General features: G+C 61.0%; 14 protein-coding genes and 1 riboswitch. Of the genes, 8 read left to right on the forward strand and 6 right to left on the reverse strand.

Annotated elements, in window-relative coordinates; all coding sequences use genetic code 11:
• Positions 1–6: 6 nt before the first annotated feature.
• The gene (locus BLR16_RS03785) at positions 7–2,523 is read right to left on the reverse strand and encodes a TonB-dependent receptor (protein ID WP_003435893.1); all 2,517 of its coding nucleotides are present in this window, start codon (positions 2,521–2,523) and stop codon (positions 7–9) included.
• 565 nt (positions 2,524–3,088) lie between these two features.
• Between BLR16_RS03785 and BLR16_RS03790 the strand changes: the two genes are divergently transcribed.
• Together BLR16_RS03790 and BLR16_RS03795 are read left to right on the forward strand one after the other, a co-directional pair.
• On the forward strand, positions 3,089–4,003 hold the full coding sequence (locus BLR16_RS03790; RefSeq protein WP_003411459.1) for a GGDEF domain-containing protein: 915 nt from the start codon (positions 3,089–3,091) through the stop codon (positions 4,001–4,003).
• 9 nt (positions 4,004–4,012) lie between these two features.
• Positions 4,013–5,050, forward strand: a complete 1,038-nt coding sequence (locus BLR16_RS03795; protein ID WP_003435894.1) for an AraC family transcriptional regulator — start codon at positions 4,013–4,015, stop codon at positions 5,048–5,050.
• Between the two features lie 7 nt (positions 5,051–5,057).
• On the opposite strand, the gene BLR16_RS03800 is transcribed toward BLR16_RS03795, so the two are convergent.
• The 3 genes from BLR16_RS03800 to BLR16_RS03810 are packed head-to-tail and all read right to left on the reverse strand — an operon-like array spanning position 5,058 to position 7,317.
• Entirely contained in the window at positions 5,058–5,732 is a 675-nt protein-coding gene (locus tag BLR16_RS03800) for a response regulator transcription factor (RefSeq protein WP_003435895.1), read from the reverse strand.
• A gap of 20 nt (positions 5,733–5,752) precedes the next feature.
• Positions 5,753–6,655 carry a phosphatase PAP2 family protein gene (locus BLR16_RS03805; protein WP_044308774.1) on the reverse strand — a complete coding sequence of 301 codons (903 nt, stop codon included), beginning with the start codon at positions 6,653–6,655 and terminating at the stop codon, positions 5,753–5,755.
• Positions 6,622–7,317 (reverse strand): lipopolysaccharide core heptose(II)-phosphate phosphatase PmrG, encoded by a 696-nt coding sequence (locus BLR16_RS03810; RefSeq protein WP_003435897.1) that lies wholly within the window; start codon positions 7,315–7,317, stop codon positions 6,622–6,624. The genes BLR16_RS03805 and BLR16_RS03810 overlap by 34 nt, the downstream gene beginning before the upstream one ends.
• 316 nt (positions 7,318–7,633) lie before the next feature.
• A riboswitch (cobalamin riboswitch) is annotated at positions 7,634–7,833 on the forward strand.
• 129 nt (positions 7,834–7,962) lie between these two features.
• Between BLR16_RS03810 and BLR16_RS03815 the strand changes: the two genes are divergently transcribed.
• From BLR16_RS03815 to BLR16_RS03830, 4 genes are all read left to right on the forward strand, one after another.
• Positions 7,963–8,976 (forward strand): ABC transporter substrate-binding protein, encoded by a 1,014-nt coding sequence (locus BLR16_RS03815; protein WP_003371964.1) that lies wholly within the window; start codon positions 7,963–7,965, stop codon positions 8,974–8,976.
• The gene (locus BLR16_RS03820) at positions 8,973–9,995 is read left to right on the forward strand and encodes a FecCD family ABC transporter permease (RefSeq protein ID WP_032609862.1); all 1,023 of its coding nucleotides are present in this window, start codon (positions 8,973–8,975) and stop codon (positions 9,993–9,995) included. Before BLR16_RS03815 ends, BLR16_RS03820 begins: the two co-directional genes overlap by 4 nt.
• Entirely contained in the window at positions 9,992–10,783 is a 792-nt protein-coding gene (locus tag BLR16_RS03825) for an ABC transporter ATP-binding protein (RefSeq protein WP_003435901.1), read from the forward strand. The genes BLR16_RS03820 and BLR16_RS03825 overlap by 4 nt, the downstream gene beginning before the upstream one ends.
• Before the next feature lie 106 nt (positions 10,784–10,889).
• Complete coding sequence (locus BLR16_RS03830; RefSeq protein ID WP_074806030.1) at positions 10,890–12,896, forward strand: peptidase U32 family protein; 2,007 nt, start codon at positions 10,890–10,892, stop codon at positions 12,894–12,896.
• Positions 12,897–12,952: 56 nt separating this feature from the next.
• Here BLR16_RS03830 and BLR16_RS03835 read toward each other — a convergent pair whose 3' ends face one another.
• Complete coding sequence (locus BLR16_RS03835) at positions 12,953–13,432, reverse strand: GNAT family N-acetyltransferase (protein ID WP_074806027.1); 480 nt, start codon at positions 13,430–13,432, stop codon at positions 12,953–12,955.
• Positions 13,433–14,170: 738 nt separating this feature from the next.
• On the opposite strand from BLR16_RS03835, the gene nirB reads away from it, so the two are divergent.
• Together nirB and nirD are read left to right on the forward strand one after the other, a co-directional pair.
• Entirely contained in the window at positions 14,171–16,732 is a 2,562-nt protein-coding gene (gene nirB, locus BLR16_RS03840) for a nitrite reductase large subunit NirB (protein WP_074806021.1), read from the forward strand.
• The gene (gene nirD / locus BLR16_RS03845) at positions 16,732–17,118 is read left to right on the forward strand and encodes a nitrite reductase small subunit NirD (protein WP_003435908.1); all 387 of its coding nucleotides are present in this window, start codon (positions 16,732–16,734) and stop codon (positions 17,116–17,118) included. The genes nirB and nirD overlap by 1 nt, the downstream gene beginning before the upstream one ends.
• Positions 17,119–17,186: 68 nt before the next feature.
• Here the strand turns inward: nirD and BLR16_RS03850 are convergent, their stop codons facing one another.
• The gene (locus BLR16_RS03850; RefSeq protein ID WP_003371948.1) at positions 17,187–18,185 is read right to left on the reverse strand and encodes an alpha/beta fold hydrolase; all 999 of its coding nucleotides are present in this window, start codon (positions 18,183–18,185) and stop codon (positions 17,187–17,189) included.
• Positions 18,186–18,330: the final 145 nt, after the last annotated feature.

Consider the following 18,330-nt stretch of genomic DNA (forward strand, 5'->3'; position numbering starts at 1 on the left):
GATCGATCAGAAATGGGTGAAGGTCAGGCCGACCTTGTAAGTCGGGCCGTACTCTTCGTACTGGCCGTTGTAGGCACGATGGCCGCTGTAGACGAAGTACGGCTGATCGGTAAGGTTCTGCGCCTCGAAGCTGACCTTGAGGTTCTTCGTCAGTGAATAGCGCGCGCTGAAATCAACGAAGGTCTGCGCGTCCACATACTGGTCATGGTCCTTGTCGCCGATCGCCGCCAGCTCGTAGAGGTAGGCCGACTTGTAGTTGGCGGACAGACGCAGACTGAGCTTGTCGTTCTCCCAGCCGAGCATGACGTTACCGACGGTTTTCGACTGGCTGGGCAGGTCGATATCGCGTTTGCGATTGCTGCCGGTGCTCTGGTCGAAACCGTTGATGCTGGCATCCGAGCGGCTCAACGTGGCATTGGCGCCCAGCAGCAGACCGTTCCATGGCGCAGGCAGCCAGTCGAGCTTCTGCGAGTAGGCCAGCTCCAGGCCATACAGCTTGGCCTTGTCGCCATTGGCAAAGGTGTTGGCCTCGGAGAAGTTCGCCCACTGCCCGGTGCCGGCCAGGTCGGTGTTGTAGACGAAATTCTGGATGTCCTTGTAGAACACGAACGCCGACACCGTGCCTGCGCGGCCCATGAAGTGTTCGATGCCCAGGTCCAGGTTGCTTGACTCCAGCGGCTTGAGATTCGGGTTACCGAAAGACGCTTCGTCATCATCGATCACAAAACCCGGTGCCAGTTGTCCGAACGTGGGACGTACCACGGTTTTGGTCCATGCAGCACGCAGTTGGGTACTCTTGTCGATCTGATAACGGGCATGCAGGCCCGGCAGCCAGTGATGATAGCGACGGCTGGTGGTACTGGACTCGAACGCGCCATCACGCACACCAGTGCCCTTGGCGTCCATTTCCGTGCCTTCGTAGCGCAGGCCGGCGATGAAGCGCCACTTGTCGACATCCAGGGTATTCATGAAGTAACCGGCGTTGATGTCTTCGTTGATCTTGAAGTCATTGGCGCGGCTTTCGGCCTCGTCGTAGGCGTCAGCAGCGTTGAGGCCACCGATCAGCCCCTTGATCGCACCGGGGCTGATGCCGCTGCCGAAGTTGCCCAGCCGGTAGTCGATGTTGCCTTTCTGGAACTGCGTCAGGTTGAGTTGCTGGTCGCTGAAGCCCAGGTCATCGAAATCCTCGTATTTCCAGACTTCCAGGTCATTGCTCTTGTCGCGACGGCTGACCTTGCCACCAAACTTGAACTGCGAGGCATAGCCCTTGAAATCGTAATCACGGGCCAGGTCAAGACGCAGGTTTTTCTCGGTGTCCTTGGTGTACTGCTTTTCCCAGTCGACCTTGTCCAGGGTGAAGTTCGAGTTGTCGTAGAACGAGGAGCCGACAATCGGCCGCGGCTTGTCGCGGTCGTAGAAACCGGTGTCGGCAAAGTCATCGTTGCCGACGAACGTGGCGCCTGCGATATGGCCAGGGCTGTCCTCGCTGGATTCGCTGTAACCGGCCTGGCCGCTGAGGGTCCACAGGCCGACCATGCGCTCGCCACCGAACACGTAGGACTGGATTTCCTGGGTTTCAGTACGCGCCTTGAGCTTGCGCGTGCCTTCGGCATCGCCCGTCTGCCCTGCGCTTTGCGCATCGGCAAACTCGAAACCGTTGGTGGTGCGGACTTCGTCGTCCTTGAAGCGGCTGTACAGGGTGCGCAGGTAATACTTGCTGACGTCATCGGGCCGGTAATCGAAGTTCAGGCCGCCACCGGCGCGCTCGCGACTGATGTCGTAGTCGCGCTGTTCGAATGATTGCAGCCGCGCGCCATCCCAGTCACCGCCGGTTTCGACGTTGTCGGAGCCGAAGTCACGCTTCTGCCAGCTCAGCGCTGCTGCCACGCCGAAGTTGTCGATGCCGTCGCCGAGGCTGAAACGATTGCTCGCCGCGCCGGAAAACTTGGGACTGGTCTGACGCGTGTTCTTGTCGTAGCTGGCCTCGCTGCTGCCGGTGTAGAACAGGCCCTTGTGGTCGAAGGCCGAGAGGCTCTCGACATCGATGGTGCCACCCAGCGAATTGGCGTCCATGTCCGGGGTCAGGGTCTTGATCACTGACAGGGACTGCACCAGTTCGGCGGGCAGGACATCCAGCGCCACGGCGCGTCGATCACTTTCCGGGGCAGGCACCATGGTGCCGTTGATGGTCACGCTGTTCAGGTCGGGGGCCAGGCCACGAACGGTGACAAAGCGCCCCTCGCCCTGATCGCGCTCGACGCTGACGCCCGGCAGGCGCTGCACCGCTTCGGCGACGTTCTGGTCCGGTAACTGCGCAACACCGTCGGCATGCACCACGCTCTTGATGCTGTCGGAGCTGCGTTGCTCCTTGAGCGCGTTGTCGATGCTCGCGGCCTGGCCGACCACTTGCACGTGCTCGGTGGTATCGGCTTCGGCGGCCTGCAAACGTTCGCTGCCGATGGCAAACGCCAGCGCGCTGAGTGTGAAACCGACCAGTTGGGCCCTGCTGCGACGCCTGTGCATGTAAGTCCTCCCCCATAAACCCGACAGACCAGGCAAATGGCCCGGCAACTGGAGGCGCAAGCTAGAGCCGTGCAGTGACGGTTCTGTGACAGGTAACGGGCCCAGGGGCTGAAAACAGCGGGTTTGAGGGGAATCGGGCAGGTAAATGAGCTGATTTGACTTTCAGGCGGGGCTGAAGCTGTAGGCCGTACTGATGCTCGGTGTGTCTGGCGCATTGTATGTACCGACTCTACTGTCGGTTCCCGACAGATCGCGAGCAAGCTCGCTCCCACGGCCGCTGGCCAGAATCAAACGCCGACAGGCAGGCAACTCTGATACGACACAACCTCATGCGTTACCCGCAACCGCTGCCAACGCAGCAATGACACTGACGACGCAGAGTGCGACGTAAGTGACGGCTGAGTCCTGGCGCTGATCAGAGGTGGCTTACACGTCAGATGCGAAGCAAAAACCTACAACACACGTGAGCTGATTCGACCTTTCGCGGTCCGCGTTACCCGTCACCGAAGTGTCATGTGCATCTGTTCTGCTGGCCGATAATCAGCACTTCGGGAGCCGTCTGTTCATGTTCAGGATCATCCAACCTCATCGCTGGAAACTCGCCGTGCTGATGGTCGCCTCCAATCTCGGCCTGCTGGCGTTTCTGGCATTCGGCACGCTCAAACATGTCAGCGAATGGCAGTGGCTGGACATCGTCGGTGAAGGTGGCTCAGCCCTGCTGTCGCTGGTCTGGCTGTTTCTGGTGTTCAAGAGCAGACCGGCCGGCCGGGTGACCAATTACCTGTCGATCGGCCTGAGTTGCGTGTTCTTCTCGTGGTGGATCGACGCGCTCGACGAATTCATCCGCCTGCCCGCCGCGATCGAATGGGATCACTGGCTGGAATCCGGCCCGATGCCGGTCGGCCTGATTCTGTTGACCCTGGGCATCTACCACTGGCATCGCGAACAACTGGCAATCAGCGCACAAATGGAAAAACGCGAGCGCGGCTTCCGGGAGCACCGGTTGTACGACAAACTCACCCCGCTGGGCAGCGCCGACTACCTGAAGCGCCAACTGGTGGTCAGCCTGGAACAGAGTGTCTGCCAACAGCAGCCGCTGTCGCTGCTGGCGCTGGACGTGGATGGTTTTAGCGCGATCAACAATGCCTTCGGGCATGCCGAAGGCGATGAGGTGCTGTCGGCGCTCAGCCACTTGCTGGTGCTCAATCTGCGCCGTCAGGACCTGCTCTGCCGTCTGGCTGGCGACCGTTTCGTGGTGTTGTTGCCCAACACCGGAGAAAGCCAGGCAAAGCTGCTGGCGCTGGAGTTGCAGCAGGCGGTCGCCAGTCTGGCGCACAAGACCCGCCAACAGGGCGAACGCATTCACCTGTCGGCCAGCGTGGCGGTCGTCATGGCACTCAATGAAACGCCGGACAACCTGCTGCGTCGCCTCAATCTGTCGCTGGCTCGCGCCCGACGCCCTCTGACCTGCACTGCCTGAGCGCCTGCCATGACGCTTAAAAGTGACTGGTATGAAATCGACAGCCGCTTCATCCCCGGCCACTACCAGCCGGCAACGCTGATTGATCTGGCCTTGTCGCGCGGCATTGACAGCCATCGCCTGCTCAAAGGCACCGGGCTGTTTTACGAGGACATCGTTGCGGGCAAGACGCGCCTGAGCCCGCAACAGTTTTTCGTCCTGATCGGTAACGCGCAACGTCAGATGGAAGCCGACGACACCAGCTTCCTGTTCGGCCAGCGGCTGTTTCCCGGCCACTACGGCGCGGCCAGTCACGCGCTGCGTCATGCGCAAAACCTGCATCAGGCGCTGGAGATACTGATCCGCCAACAGGCGCTGCTCAGCCCGCTGCTGATACCGCGTCTGGAGCTGGACGAACAGTTCGCCTATCTCTACTGGCTGGACAGTTGTGGTGCAGGTGAACAGCAACGCTTCCTGCTCGAAGCCGGCATGACCGCACTGGTGGCGATGAGTCAGTCGCTGAGCGGCGAGCGTTTGCCGTGGGAATGCAGTTTCTGTCACGAAGAGCCACGCTACATCGAGCAGTACTGGGTTCATCTGGGCGAAAACACGGCATTTGGCCGCCCGCTGAACATGATGCGCCTGCCCAGGTATTACCTTACCCATGCCTGGCCTGGCGCATCGCCCATTGCCGTGCAGGTCGCGCAGCAGGAAGCCGACGGGCAACTCGCCGCGCTGGGCATGTCGTTCAGCCTGCTGGACCGCTTGCACCAGCACCTGCGTGAACATGTGCGACAGGCCACCAGCCTGGAACAGGTCGCTCACGCTTTCGCCATGAGCCCGGCCACGCTGAAGCGCAAGTTGCACAAGCACGGCACGCACTTTCAGGCGCAGCACGACCTGGCGCGCAAGCACGTCGCGTTGTACCTGTATCAGATCAAGGGGATGAGCAACGAAGCTGTGGCGGACTACCTGAACTTCAACGACCCGGCCAATTTCCGCCGTTCATTCAAACGCTGGACCGGCAGCACACCGACCCTGATCCAGCGCCTGTTCAACTTCGAATGAGTCCGCCTCAGCGCTGCGCGCACAGCTTGTAACCCAGGCCATGGGCCGTGTGCAGCAACGGCGTGTCGTGCCCGCCATCCAGTACCCGCCTGAGCACATGGATGTTGCTGCGCAAACTGCTGCTGTTCGGGGCATCACGGCCCCAAAGCGCCTCTTCCAGCTCGGCCCGCTTGACGATATGCGGGCTTTTGCGCATCAGCAGTTCCAATAGCTTCATGTTGGTCGGGTTGAGCTTCAAAGGCACGCCTTTGCGGGTGACCTCCAGGGTGTCGAGATCGAACTGCAGGTCGGCAACCACCATCATCCGGTTGTCCTGGCGCTGCCGTCGGCTGACGATCGCTTCTACCCTGGCGAGCACTTCGGACATTGCAAACGGCTTGGTGATGTAGTCGTCGGCCCCCACCTTGAAACCGGTGAGCCGATCATCCAGTTCATCGCGCGCGCTGAGCATCACAATCGCGACTTCCGACTTCGAATACTGGCGCAGGCTGTGGCAGATCTGGTTGCCGTCGATGCCGGGCAGCATGATGTCGAGAATGATCGCATCGAAGCGTTTCGACGCGGCCAGATGCAGCCCGCTCAGGCCGTCCAGCGCCCCTTCTACCGCATGCCCCCTGAGCTCGAAGAATTCCAGCAGGTTATCGTGGATATCACGATGGTCTTCAATAACCAGAATGTTCATTGCCGCGCCTTGTTGTTGTTCTACCCGGCCGACCGGGAACCTGTTGCCAGTGCGTCTGCAGGTCGAGTGACGAATGCATCAGGTTTGTTGACGGCCAACGCCTGGCGAATCGGCTGTTGCAACCTCGATCGGCCATAGAAGCACAAGGCAACCAGCAACGTGCTCAGCCACACCACAATACCTGCCCAGAAGGTGTGCGACATGAAGTGCCAGCCTTGCAGCACCCGCGTGGTGCCGTAAATCATCCCGAGCAGCAGAATGGTCGCCAGCAGAGTATTCGAATGCCGCCAGCAATAGCGACGAGCCACGAAGTATAGGGCCAGCAGACTGAACGCGCTTGACGCGTGACCGCCCGGCCAGCATCGCCCGGCGCCGGCCTCGTGCAGCAGGTTGAAGTTCCTGAACCACTCGATGTGCGCCTGACTGCCACCGTACAAGGTAGTCTCGACAGGACAGTAAACGCTGGTATGGCTTTTCAGGTAATGGATCATGGCGGTGCTCAGCGCAAAGGCAACGATGACGAAAAAGAAGTCCAGCCGGTGCCTGCGTGCAAAGCGCAGGAAGGTGCCCAACCGAGAGCCCGTCAGCCGCCTCGCGAGGCGCGAATCATCATATTTTTCCAGCAACGGCCAGACAAAGGACAGCATCGCACCAATGATCGCCAGCTCTCCGGTCCAGTTCGGAAGGATCCGCGCCCATCTGTGTGTGATGTTCTCGAACAGATGGCTCTGGCCGATGGGAAACACCCCGGCCGTCGAATCGAAAAACAGGTCACTCAGTTGCCGGTCGATCGTGGTCAGGTCGAAGGTGACGAAGACCAGTAACGCGAAAAACACCGGTACACCCAGGTTGATGCCGTAGAACCGCAGCCTGGCGCTGGAAGATGTCGTCAATTGAATTGCTCGCTGTTGAGGTTTGCCCATTGCCCGGCATTCAGGGAGCCGAGGATTTTCGGCGGATGGCTGCCGTCTATTTGTACGAAAAACGCCTGGGCGTACTCACTGGAGCGCTCGCCGCCAGGTACGCCGACCTTGCGCTCGAACTGATCGATGCAGCCACTGTGGGTCACCAGCACCATGTTCTCGCCGCTGACCTTGTGGGCCTGCACCGCTTTCATGAAGCCGCTGTCACAGTCGTTGATCCAGTCCTGGCCAGCCACCGCGTGCCCGGCCAACAGTTGCGCAGTCTGTTGCGTGCGGGTCTTGGGGCTGGCGATCATGCGCGCGTGGTCCATGCCCATTTTCTGCAACCCGGCGCCCACCGCCAGAGCGGCGTCGCGGCCGTTGGAGGTAATGCCGTCGGCGTCGCTCATGCACGGGTTGCTCGAGCGGTCACAGCGTTCGGCGTGGCGAATCATCACCACCACATTGCCTTGCCGCCAGTGCTCGCGAAGGCCGGAAACGCTCAGGTTGCTGCCGACCCCCAGGTCCACCACATGCACGCCTGAGAACGCCGAGTAGAACCATGCACAGATAGCCGTCAGCACGACGGCAACGGACATCGATACGATGTGCCGATGCAATTTGTAGCGCTGACTGATGCCCGAACGGGGAAGTACATTCTTGTTGATTATCGTGTCGGTCAAGGGACCACTCCTGCCATGAACCTATGTGTGGCGTTGACCCAGGGAGTGCCCGAGGTCTGTGCCGCTCCCATGCAGGCAAGATAGGTTCAGCATCGTCCCGATGCGGTGAAGAAGATGTGAAAAACGTGTTGTGGCCCAGCGCCATGTTTTTCACGCGAACGCTCTGGAATGGGCCTTTGCGGTTTTACGGACGTGAACATGAAGATAATTTAAGCGTTTTTCCCGAAAGTTCCGTGCCCATCGGGACGGTTTTGGACTCACAGACCGTGTGCTGCAGCAGCTGTGCGCAAAGGATTAGCCACTAAAACGCTTATCGTTTACCATGCCGCGCGTCGGTTTCCGAGAGGAACTAACAGGGAATTCGCACGCCTTTCTCACCAGGCGAAAAACGAAACTGCCCCCGCAACTGTAGGCACCGAGCCTGCTCCATGACTGCCACTGGATCGTGATCCGGGAAGGCCGGAGCCTGGCGCTGACGTGTCAGTCAGGAGACCTGCCGACCCGCTTCAATCCACTAACCGGCGGGGTGTCCGGGAAGGACATCCGCACGCGTCGGCATTTCCTGTCGTGCCCGGTGATCATCCGGGGATGTGTTTCCTGATGTGCATTGCGCCCTGGCACCTGCTCCAACGGAGACCGCATTTCATGTCGCTGCCCCGCCTCGCCGCACTCGCTGCCAGCCTGACGCTGTCCACCCTGGCCCTCGCCGCCCCCACTCAGTACCCGCTGACCCTTGAAAACTGTGGCGCGACCCTGACCTTCCAGCATGCGCCGACCAAGGCCGTCACCATTGGCCAGGCCGGCACCGAAATGCTTTACGAACTGGGCCTGGGCGACAGACTGGTCGGCACTTCCCTGTGGTTCAACAATGTATTGCCACGCTTCAAGGCGCAGAACGACAAGGTCGAGCGCCTGGCCGACAACGAGCCCAGTTTCGAGGCAGTGATTGGCAAGCGACCGGAACTGGTGGCCGTGCAACTGGAGTGGATGGTCGGCAAACAGGGCGTGGTCGGCACCCGCGAGCAGTTCCATGACCTGAAGATACCCACTTACATCCTGCCGTCCGACTGCGAAGGCAAGGACAATCTGGTCGGTGCCGATGGCACACGCCTGGAGCCGTTCCGCATCGACACCATCTACAAGAGCATCGAGCAACTGGCGCAGATTTTCGATGTACGGGATCGCGGCGACGCGCTGGTTGCCGACCTCAAGGCCCGCCTGAGCGCAGCGATCGCCAACGTCCGGCAGAACAAGGCCAATGACGTCTCGGCGCTGTTCTGGTTCTCCAGCTCCGACCTTGCCAGCGACCCTTTCGTGGCCGGCCGCAAAGGCATTCCGGACTTCATGCTCAACAGCCTGGGCATGCGCAATATCGTTCAGTCCGACGAGGAATGGCCGACTGTGGGCTGGGAAACCATCGCCAAGGCCAACCCGAGCATTCTGGTCATCGCACGCATGGATCGCCGCCGCTTCCCGGCCGACGATTACCTGAAAAAAATCGAATTCCTCAAGACCGACCCGGTGACCCGCAACATGGACGCGGTCAAGCATGACCGGATCGTGATCATCGACGCCGAGGGCATGCAGGCGGGCCTGCGTCTGTTTACCGGTTTCGAGGAACTGGCTGATGCCGCCAACCGTTTCAACGCTGCCAAATGAGATTGCCGATAGCGTTGGTTCATGTGCTCTGGGTCTCGGCAGTGCTGGTGCTGGCGATCATGATCGGGGCCGCGATCGGCGAAACCTCGATCAGCCTGAACGTGGTTTTCCAGGTGCTGGCCAACAAACTCTGGGGCGCTGGCTATGTACTCGACCCTATAGACGAAGGCATCGTCTGGAACTACCGGCTGACCCGCGCTATTGTCGCGGCGGCCTGCGGGGCCGGGCTGGCGATCTGTGGTGTGGTGTTGCAATCGTTATTGCGCAACCCGCTGGCAGACCCGTATCTGCTGGGGATTTCCGCAGGGGCTTCGACCGGCGCGGTACTGGTCGCCATTCTGGGCTTTGGTGCAGGTGCGATCTCGATGTCGGCAGGCGCCTTTGTCGGGGCCGTGGCGGCGTTTTCGCTGGTCGCCCTGCTGGCGCATTCCTCACGCGGCACGACGGCAGCCGGGCAGATCATTCTGGCCGGGATCGCCGGTTCGCAACTGTTCAATGCCCTGACCTCGTTTCTGATCACCAAATCGGCAAGCTCCGAGCAGGCACGCGGCATCATGTTCTGGCTGCTGGGTAACCTCAGCGGCGTGCGCTGGCACTCGGTCTGGCTGGCTGTGCCGACGGTGCTGGCAGGCCTGCTGGTGTGCCTCTGGCACCGGCGAGCGCTGGACGCGTTCACCTTCGGCAGCGACTCGGCGGCATCGCTGGGGATCGCGGTACGGCGCGTGCAGATCATCCTGATCGCCAGCGCTGCGCTGGTCACCGCGGTGATGGTCTCGATTGTCGGCTCCATCGGCTTCGTCGGGCTGGTGATCCCGCACGCGGTGCGGATGCTGGTCGGTGTCCGGCACGCCCGGCTGGTGCCGTTGAGCGCCTTGAGCGGCGCACTGTTTCTGATCGCTGCCGATATCCTTTCGCGCACCCTGATCAAGGGGCAGGCGCTGCCGATCGGGGTGATTACCGCACTGATCGGCGCACCGGTCTTCGCTTTGATTCTTATCCGGGGCAACAGCACGCGATGAACGCCTTACCTCATCCGCTCAGTGCACCGGTGCTCGGTTGTTCCGGTCTGGGTTATTCGGTACGTGGCGCAGCGCTGCTGCGCGATGTCGACCTGAGCATTGCCGCAGGTGAAACCCTGGCCGTGGTCGGTCCCAACGGCTCGGGCAAATCCACCCTGCTCAAGCTACTGGCCGGTATTCAGAAGCCGGTCAGCGGCTCGGTCAGCCTGGGCGGGCGAGCACTTGAGTCATTGAGCCGCAGGGACGTGGCGCGCCTGCTGGCGGTGGTCGAGCAGCAGGCTGAAACCAGCGACGCCGTGACCGTGCTGGATGCCGTCGAACTGGGCCGCACGCCCTGGCTGTCGGCACTCGAGCCGTGGAGCGCCGAGGACGATGCAATCGTTCGCCAGGCGCTGCAGGATGTGGACATGCTGCACCTGAAAAAACGCGCCTGGCACACCTTGTCCGGTGGCGAGCGGCAACGTGTTCACATCGCCAGGGCGCTGGCGCAACGGCCGCAGATCCTTCTGCTGGACGAACCGACCAATCATCTGGACATCCAGCATCAACTGACCATCCTCGGCCTGGTCAGGGCCTTGCCGGTGACCACCGTGATTGCCCTGCACGATCTGAATCAGGCGCTGGACTGCGACCGTGTGGCGGTCATGGAAAAGGGTCGGCTGGTCGCGCTGGGTGCGCCGCTTGAGGTACTGACTCCGGAACGCTTGCTGAGCACCTTCGGCGTGGTGGCGCACTGGCTGACCGACCCCAGTGACGGGGCGAAGATTCTGCGCCTGCGCTCGCGCTGAAACCACGCCGATGGTCAGTCCGGCACCTGCTGCCATCTGCAACAGGTGCACCGCGCGGTCTGTGGCACTACAATGCGCGCTTTGCCCGCAGCCGGATCCCGTTGCCATGTCGTTACCCAAGCACCACCTGGAATTGCTCAGCCCTGCACGGGATGTGACCATCGCCCGTGAAGCCATCCTGCATGGTGCCGATGCGGTGTATATCGGCGGGCCGAGCTTTGGTGCGCGGCACAACGCCTGCAACGAGGTAAGCGACATTGCCGAGCTGGTCAAATTCGCGCACCGCTACCACGCGCGGATCTTTACCACCATCAACACCATCCTCCATGACGACGAGCTGGAGCCCGCGCGCAAGCTGATTCACCAGCTCTACGACGCCGGCGTGGACGCGTTGATCGTGCAGGACCTCGGGGTGATGGAGATGGACATTCCGCCCATCGAACTGCACGCCAGCACGCAAACCGATATTCGCACCCTGAGCCGGGCGAAGTTTCTCGATCAGGCCGGTTTCTCGCAGCTGGTGCTGGCCCGGGAACTGAATCTGCAGGAAATCCGCGCAATCGCCGATGAAACCGATGCGGCCATCGAATTCTTCATCCACGGCGCCCTGTGCGTGGCGTTCTCCGGGCAGTGCAATATTTCCCACGCGCAAAACGGCCGCAGCGCCAACCGTGGCGACTGCTCGCAGGCCTGCCGCCTGCCGTACACCCTCAAGGATGATCAGGGTCGCGTTGTGGCCTTCGAAAAGCATCTGTTGTCGATGAAAGACAACAATCAGAGCGCCAACCTGCGTGCTTTGGTGGACGCCGGCGTGCGCTCGTTCAAGATCGAAGGGCGCTACAAGGATGCGGGCTACGTGAAAAACATCACGGCCTATTATCGCCAGCGTCTGGACGAGATTCTCGAAGACCGCACGGACCTCGCACCCGCTTCCAGCGGCCGTACCGCGCACTTTTTCGTGCCGGACCCGGAAAAGACCTTTCATCGCGGCAGCACCGATTATTTCGTCAGCGACCGCAAGATCGACATCGGCGCGTTCGACACGCCGACCTTCACCGGTCTGGCGGTGGGCACCGTTGAAAAGCTCGGCAAGCGCGACCTGATCGCCGTGACCCACGAGCAGCTGTCCAACGGCGACGGCCTCAATGTGCAGATCAAGCGTGAAGTGGTGGGCTTCCGTGCCAACATCGCCGAGCTCAAGGGCGAGTTCGAAGAGGACGGCCAGAAGCGCTGGCGCTATCGCGTAGAGCCCAACGAGATGCCCGCAGCGCTGTCGCGCGTACGCCCCAATCATCCGCTGAACCGCAACCTGGACCACAACTGGCAACAGGCGCTGCTCAAGACCTCGGCCGAACGTCGTATCGGCGTTCAGTGGCAGGTTACGCTGCGCGAAGATCACTTGAGTCTGGAAGCCACCAGCGAAGAAGGCGTGAGCGTCACGGTCGGTCTCGATGGACCGTTTGGCGCGGCCAACAAGCCCGAACAGGCGCTGGATCAGTTGCGTGACCTGCTCACTCAACTGGGCACTACGATCTATCATGCCCAGGACGTCAGCCTTGACGCGCCACAGGCGTTCTTCGTACCCAACTCGCAGCTCAAGACCCTGCGCCGCGACGCCATCGAGGCACTGACCGAAGCGCGAATCAAGGCTCATCCGCGCGGTGGCCGCAAGGCGGAGACGACCCCGCCACCGGTGTACCCGGAGTCGCACCTGTCTTTTCTGGCCAACGTCTACAACCAGAAGGCTCGCGACTTCTATCATCGCCATGGCGTACAGCTGATCGACGCGGCCTACGAGGCCCACGAAGAGACCGGCGAAGTGCCCGTGATGATCACCAAGCATTGCCTGCGCTTCTCGTTCAACCTGTGCCCGAAACAGGCCAAAGGTGTGACGGGCGTGCGCACCAAGGTCGCGCCGATGCAACTGGTGCACGGTGATGAAGTGTTGACCCTCAAGTTCGATTGCAAGCCTTGCGAAATGCACGTGATCGGCAAGATGAAAGGTCACATTCTCGACTTGCCGCTCCCCGGCAGCGCGGCGGCCAAATCGGTGGTCGGCCATATCACACCGGAAGACCTGCTCAAGACTGCGCGTCAGCGTTCTCCGCACTGATCGATGCAAGGGGTTGGCGCCCTGCCAGCCCCCTCCCGTCTTCTGACAAAGCCCTCTTAAAGAACGCGCTCCATATGGGTCGTGTTCCACACCGGATCGCTCTCCACATCGGTCACGGCAAAGCCTTGTTTCTCCCAGAAACGGATCGCGCCGGGCAGAAACGGATGGGTATGCAGGTACAAAACCTCTATGCCACCTGCCTCGGCATGCGCCCAGAGCGCCTGACATAAACGGCTGGCCAGCCCGTCGCTGACGAACAGGCGCACGATCTCAACGGTTCTGCGCCCGCGATAATCGAGCTGCGGGAAACGATGATCAAACGGCAGGTAGCCCACAGCCGCGATGATCTGCCCTTCACTGCGGGCGATCAGAAACTTGCCGTCCTCCCCGGCCAGATACACCTGCTCGAAACCGGCCAGATCGGGCGGAACGGTGACAGTGTCGAGCAAGGGAAAGATTCCGGCACGCGCACGCATGACGAAATCGACGGTGTGCGGGATCTCGGAGGGGTGTACCTCAGTAATAGTGATGTTCATGAGCACGGACTTATTGGGGGAATTGCAGGGAGATACAAATGTTACGCCAGACTTGGGCTTTTGAACGCACTGCTTAACTATAGAACAAGCGGTGCGGCGCAGAATTGTGACGCAGAGCGTCACGACAGGCATTCCCACGCGGAGCGCTCCGCGTTGTACGCAAGTCCGCTTTTGATTCTGGCCGAAGGCCGTGGGAGCGAACTTGTTCGCGAAAGGGCCGGTACAGTCTGAGGAAATGCGTCGTCTTACCCACCGTCTTCGCGAACAATGAGGATCGCCGCGGTCGCTCCTGCGCCCTGCGGGCAGAATCAATGACAGACCGCAGGCACGCCGTTATCGTAACCACGCTCCGCGTACGGCGCACAGCTTTACAGCGCAAACCCTTCGATGCGCACCAATGCAATGCAGGAAAAATCATGCGCCGGACGCCGTCGTAAACACTGCGCAGCCTTGCGTGCATTGCCAGTTCGGGCTTGGAGCGCTGCCGACGCAAGCTGGCACAACCTCTGCATAATCCTCAACAACCCCACCATGAATGTGGTCGGGCCGCCCCGGTTGATCGACGTGGATCGCCAGTCTCGCAGAGACCAGAGGGCTACTCGGGTGCTTCCGGCAACGTGGCTCGATGGCACCCCCGAATACCCAATAAGACAACAGGCAAAGGCGCCTGGAACCGAACGGTTCCGGGCGCTTTTTTTTTGCTTTGAAAAACCTGATTGGCCTCGGCCGGGACTCGCTATGAACACCACAGTCTTCCCCCTCAACGATGTAAAAACCCTGATCGTCGTCGGTAATGGCATGGTCGGGCATCATTGCGTCGAGCAGTTGATCGCAGGCGGCGCACTCGAACGCTATCGCATCCACGTCTTTGGCGAGGAAACACAGCGCGCCTATGACCGCGTGCACCTGTCCGAATACTTCACAGGCCGCGACGCCGAATCGCTGGCCATGAGCGAGATGTCTGTCTACGAACAACCCGGCCTGACGTTGCACCTCGGCGTACCGGTGCTGGAAATCGATCGTGATCGTCACGAAATCATCACCGCCGAAGGCTGCTTCGGTTACGACAAACTGATCCTGGCCACGGGCTCCTACCCGTTCGTACCGCCTATCGAAGGCGCGCGGGGCAATTCCCGGCTGGTCTATCGCACACTCGAGGATCTGGACAGCATTCGCTATGCCGCGTCGAAGGCCCGCCGAGGCGTAGTGGTCGGCGGCGGTCTGCTCGGACTCGAAGCGGCCAATGCGCTTAAATCCCTGGGGCTGGAAGCCCATGTCGTCGAGTTCGCGCCGCGTCTCATGCCGGTGCAACTGGACGACCTCGGTGGCGCTGCATTGAAGGCGCGTATCGAAGCGCTGGGCGTCGGCGTGCATTTGTCCCGCGCCACGCAGTCGATCAGCGACGGCAAGCAGTATCGCTATCGGATGAACTTCGCCAACGACGAGTTTCTCGAGACCGACCTGATCGTGTTCTCCGCAGGTATTCGTCCGCAAGACGCCCTGGCCCGTCAGTGTGAGCTGGCGCTCGGCCCACGCGGTGGCATCGCAATCGACGAGCACTGCCGCACCAGCGACGCTGATATCTATGCCATCGGCGAATGCGCAGCCTGGAACGGCAGCGTGTTCGGCCTGGTCGCGCCCGGCTATCAAATGGCCCGCGGTGTGGCAGCACAGTTGTGCGAACAGGATACCGACGCGTTCTTCGGCGCCGACATGTCCACCAAGCTCAAGTTGCTGGGTGTGGATGTCGGCTCCATCGGTGATGCGCATGGTGCGCTGGCCGGGGCCGTCAGTTATCGCTTCATTGATGAAGCCACCGCCAGCTACCGTCGCCTGGTGGTGTCGGCCGATGGCAAGCAGGTACTCGGCGCTGTGCTGGTCGGCGATAACAGCTATTACGACACGCTGCTGCAGTATGCGCAGAACGGCATCCCGCTGCCCGCCGATCCATCGAGCCTGATTCTGCCGCGTGGTGAAGGCGCGCCGACGCTGGGCGCCGATGCCCTGCCCGCCACAGCGACCATCTGCTCCTGCCATAACGTCAGCAAAGGCGCCGTGTGCTCGGCCATCGACAATGGGTGCACCGATCTGGCCGCAATCAAGTCCTGCACCAAGGCCGCCACCGGCTGCGGCGGTTGCACCGCACTGCTCAAACAGGTTTTCGAGCATGAACTGGTGGCCCGCGGCGTGGCGGTCGATAAAAGCCTGTGTGAACACTTCGCTCATACCCGCCAGGAGTTGTACTCGATGGTCCGCGTCGAAGGCATCGAAACCTTTGACGAGCTGCTGACTCGCCATGGCAAAGGCGCGCATGGCTGCGACATCTGCAAGCCCGCAGTCGGTTCGATCCTGGCGTCGTGCTGGAACCGCCCCATCACCGAGCCTTCGCTGGTGCCTCTGCAGGACACCAACGATACGTTCATGGCCAACATGCAGAAAAACGGCACCTACTCGGTGGTGCCACGTATTCCGGGTGGCGAGATTACCCCTGACGGCCTGATAGCGATTGGCGCGGTGGCGAAAAAATACGACTTGTACACCAAGATCACCGGCGGCCAGCGCATCGACCTGTTCGGCGCGCAACTGCACGAGTTGCCGGATATCTGGAGCGAGCTGATCGAGGCAGGCTTCGAGACCGGCCATGCCTACGGCAAGTCGACCCGTACGGTTAAATCCTGCGTCGGCAGCACCTGGTGCCGCTACGGCGTGCAGGACAGTGTCGCCATGGCGCTGCGCATCGAGGACCGTTACAAGGGCCTGCGCTCGCCGCACAAACTCAAGTTTGCGGTATCCGGCTGCACCCGCGAATGCGCCGAAGCGCAGAGCAAGGACGTCGGCGTGATTGCCACCGAAAACGGCTGGAACCTTTACCTGTGCGGCAACGGCGGCATGCGTCCGCGTCACGCCGAGCTGTTCGCCACCGATCTGGATGATGAAACCCTGATTCGTTACATCGACCGTTTCCTGATGCTCTACATCCGCACTGCCGACAAGCTGCAGCGTACCTCGGTCTGGCGTGAATCGCTGGAAGGCGGACTCGACTATCTCAAGGCGGTCATCATCGACGACAGCCTGGGCCTGGCCACAGAGCTGGAGTCGCAGATGCAACTGGTGGTCGACCGCTACGAATGCGAATGGGCCAACGCCCTCAAGGACCCGGAAAAGCTCAAGCGCTTCCGCACCTTCGTCAACGACGGGCGTGCTGACCCCGACGTGCAGTTCGTCAAGGAACGCGCCCAGCGCCGGCCGGCAAAACCCGAAGAGCTGGCCCTTATCCCGTTGTTCAAGGAGGTGGTGTGATGAACGCGTCTCAGACAATAATCGCCGGCAACAATGCGCCCGCGGCAGCGCAGTTACACTGGCAGCCCCTGTGCGGACGCGCGGACCTGGTTGCCAATTCAGGCGTCGTGGCGTGGCTGGACGGCGCGCAGGTCGCGCTGTTCTACCTGCCCGAAACCGCACAGGGCGAGCAGCTCTTTGCCATCGACAACCGCGATCCCAAATCCGGGGCCAACGTGATCGGGCGTGGTCTGATCGGGCAGATCGCGGGCGAGCTGGTCATCGCCTCGCCGCTGTACAAGCAGCACTTTCGCCTGCACGACGGCAGTTGCATCGAATACCCGGAACAGCGGCTGGACGTCTGGCCGGTGAGGCTCAAGGGTGATCTGGTAGAAATTGCCGTTTAATCGGCAGTGCCGGTCGCAGGCAACCTGGTGGCTGTCGGACCAGGTTGCTGCATGGCATGACGTGCAGCTTATTGAAGCTCGGAGACCAGTGCCTTGTTGAAACCCTGCGGATCCTCCATCTGCGGGGCATGGCCCTTGCCCTTGAACTCCACCAGCCTGGCGCCTGGAATCATCTGCGTCACCTGCTTGCCCAGTACCTTGTAATTGCCGATCTTTGCCTTGACCTCAGGCGGCGCGATGTCGCTGCCGATGGCAGTGGTATCGGCATCGCCAATCATCAGCACCGTCGGCACCTGCAACCTGGGAAACTCGTAGAACACCGGCTGGGTGAAAATCATGTCGTAGATCAACGCCGAGTTCCAGGCCACGATCTTGTGCCCCGGCCCTTTGTTCAGACCGGCCAGCATGTCAACCCACTTGTCATATTCCGGCTTCCAGCGGCCATCGTAGTAGGTCTTCTGCTCGTAAGCGCGAATACCTTCGGCGGTGGTCTTCAGCTCTCGTTCATACCATTGATCGACGCTGCGGTACGGCACGCCGAGTGCTTTCCAGTCTTCCAGACCGATAGGGTTGACCATCACCAGCTTCTCGGTCTGCTTCGGGTACATCAACGCATAACGCGTGGCCAGCATGCCGCCCGTGGAGTGACCGACTACCGACACCTTGTCGATACCCAGTTTTTCCAGCAGCGCATGGGTATTCATCGACAACTGCTGGAAGCTGTACTGGTAGTGCTCCGGCTTGGTCGAGGTGCAGAAACCGATCTGATCCGGTGCGACAACGCGATAGCCCGCAGCGCTCAGCCCCTTGATGGTGTCTTCCCAGGTCGCAGCGCAAAAATTCTTGCCATGCAGCAGCACCGCTGTGCGGCCATTGGCCTTGCCGCTCGGCGCGACGTCCATGTAACCCATTTCCAGCGTCTGGCCCTGGGACTGGAAACTGAATTTATGCAGCGCGTGAGGGTAAGTAAAACCTTCCAGTTGCTGGCCATAACCGGGCGTTTCAGCCAGTGCTGCGCCTGACAGCGTCAGCGACATCAACATACCGGCAATCTTTGCAGCCCGCATAAGGGGCACCTCCTGTAGCTAGGGATCGGGAATCCAAGGCGGTTTTTACGTTAAACCGCATGCCTGCCAGTAGACCCTGTTTCCCCTTACAGATTCGCCCTTTTCCTGCCCGAAGAACCGTAAGCAGACGTTTCATCATGCAGAG

This window comes from Pseudomonas sp. BS3767, assembly GCF_900099665.1.
Taxonomy (GTDB): Bacteria; Pseudomonadota; Gammaproteobacteria; order Pseudomonadales; family Pseudomonadaceae; genus Aquipseudomonas; species Aquipseudomonas cerasi.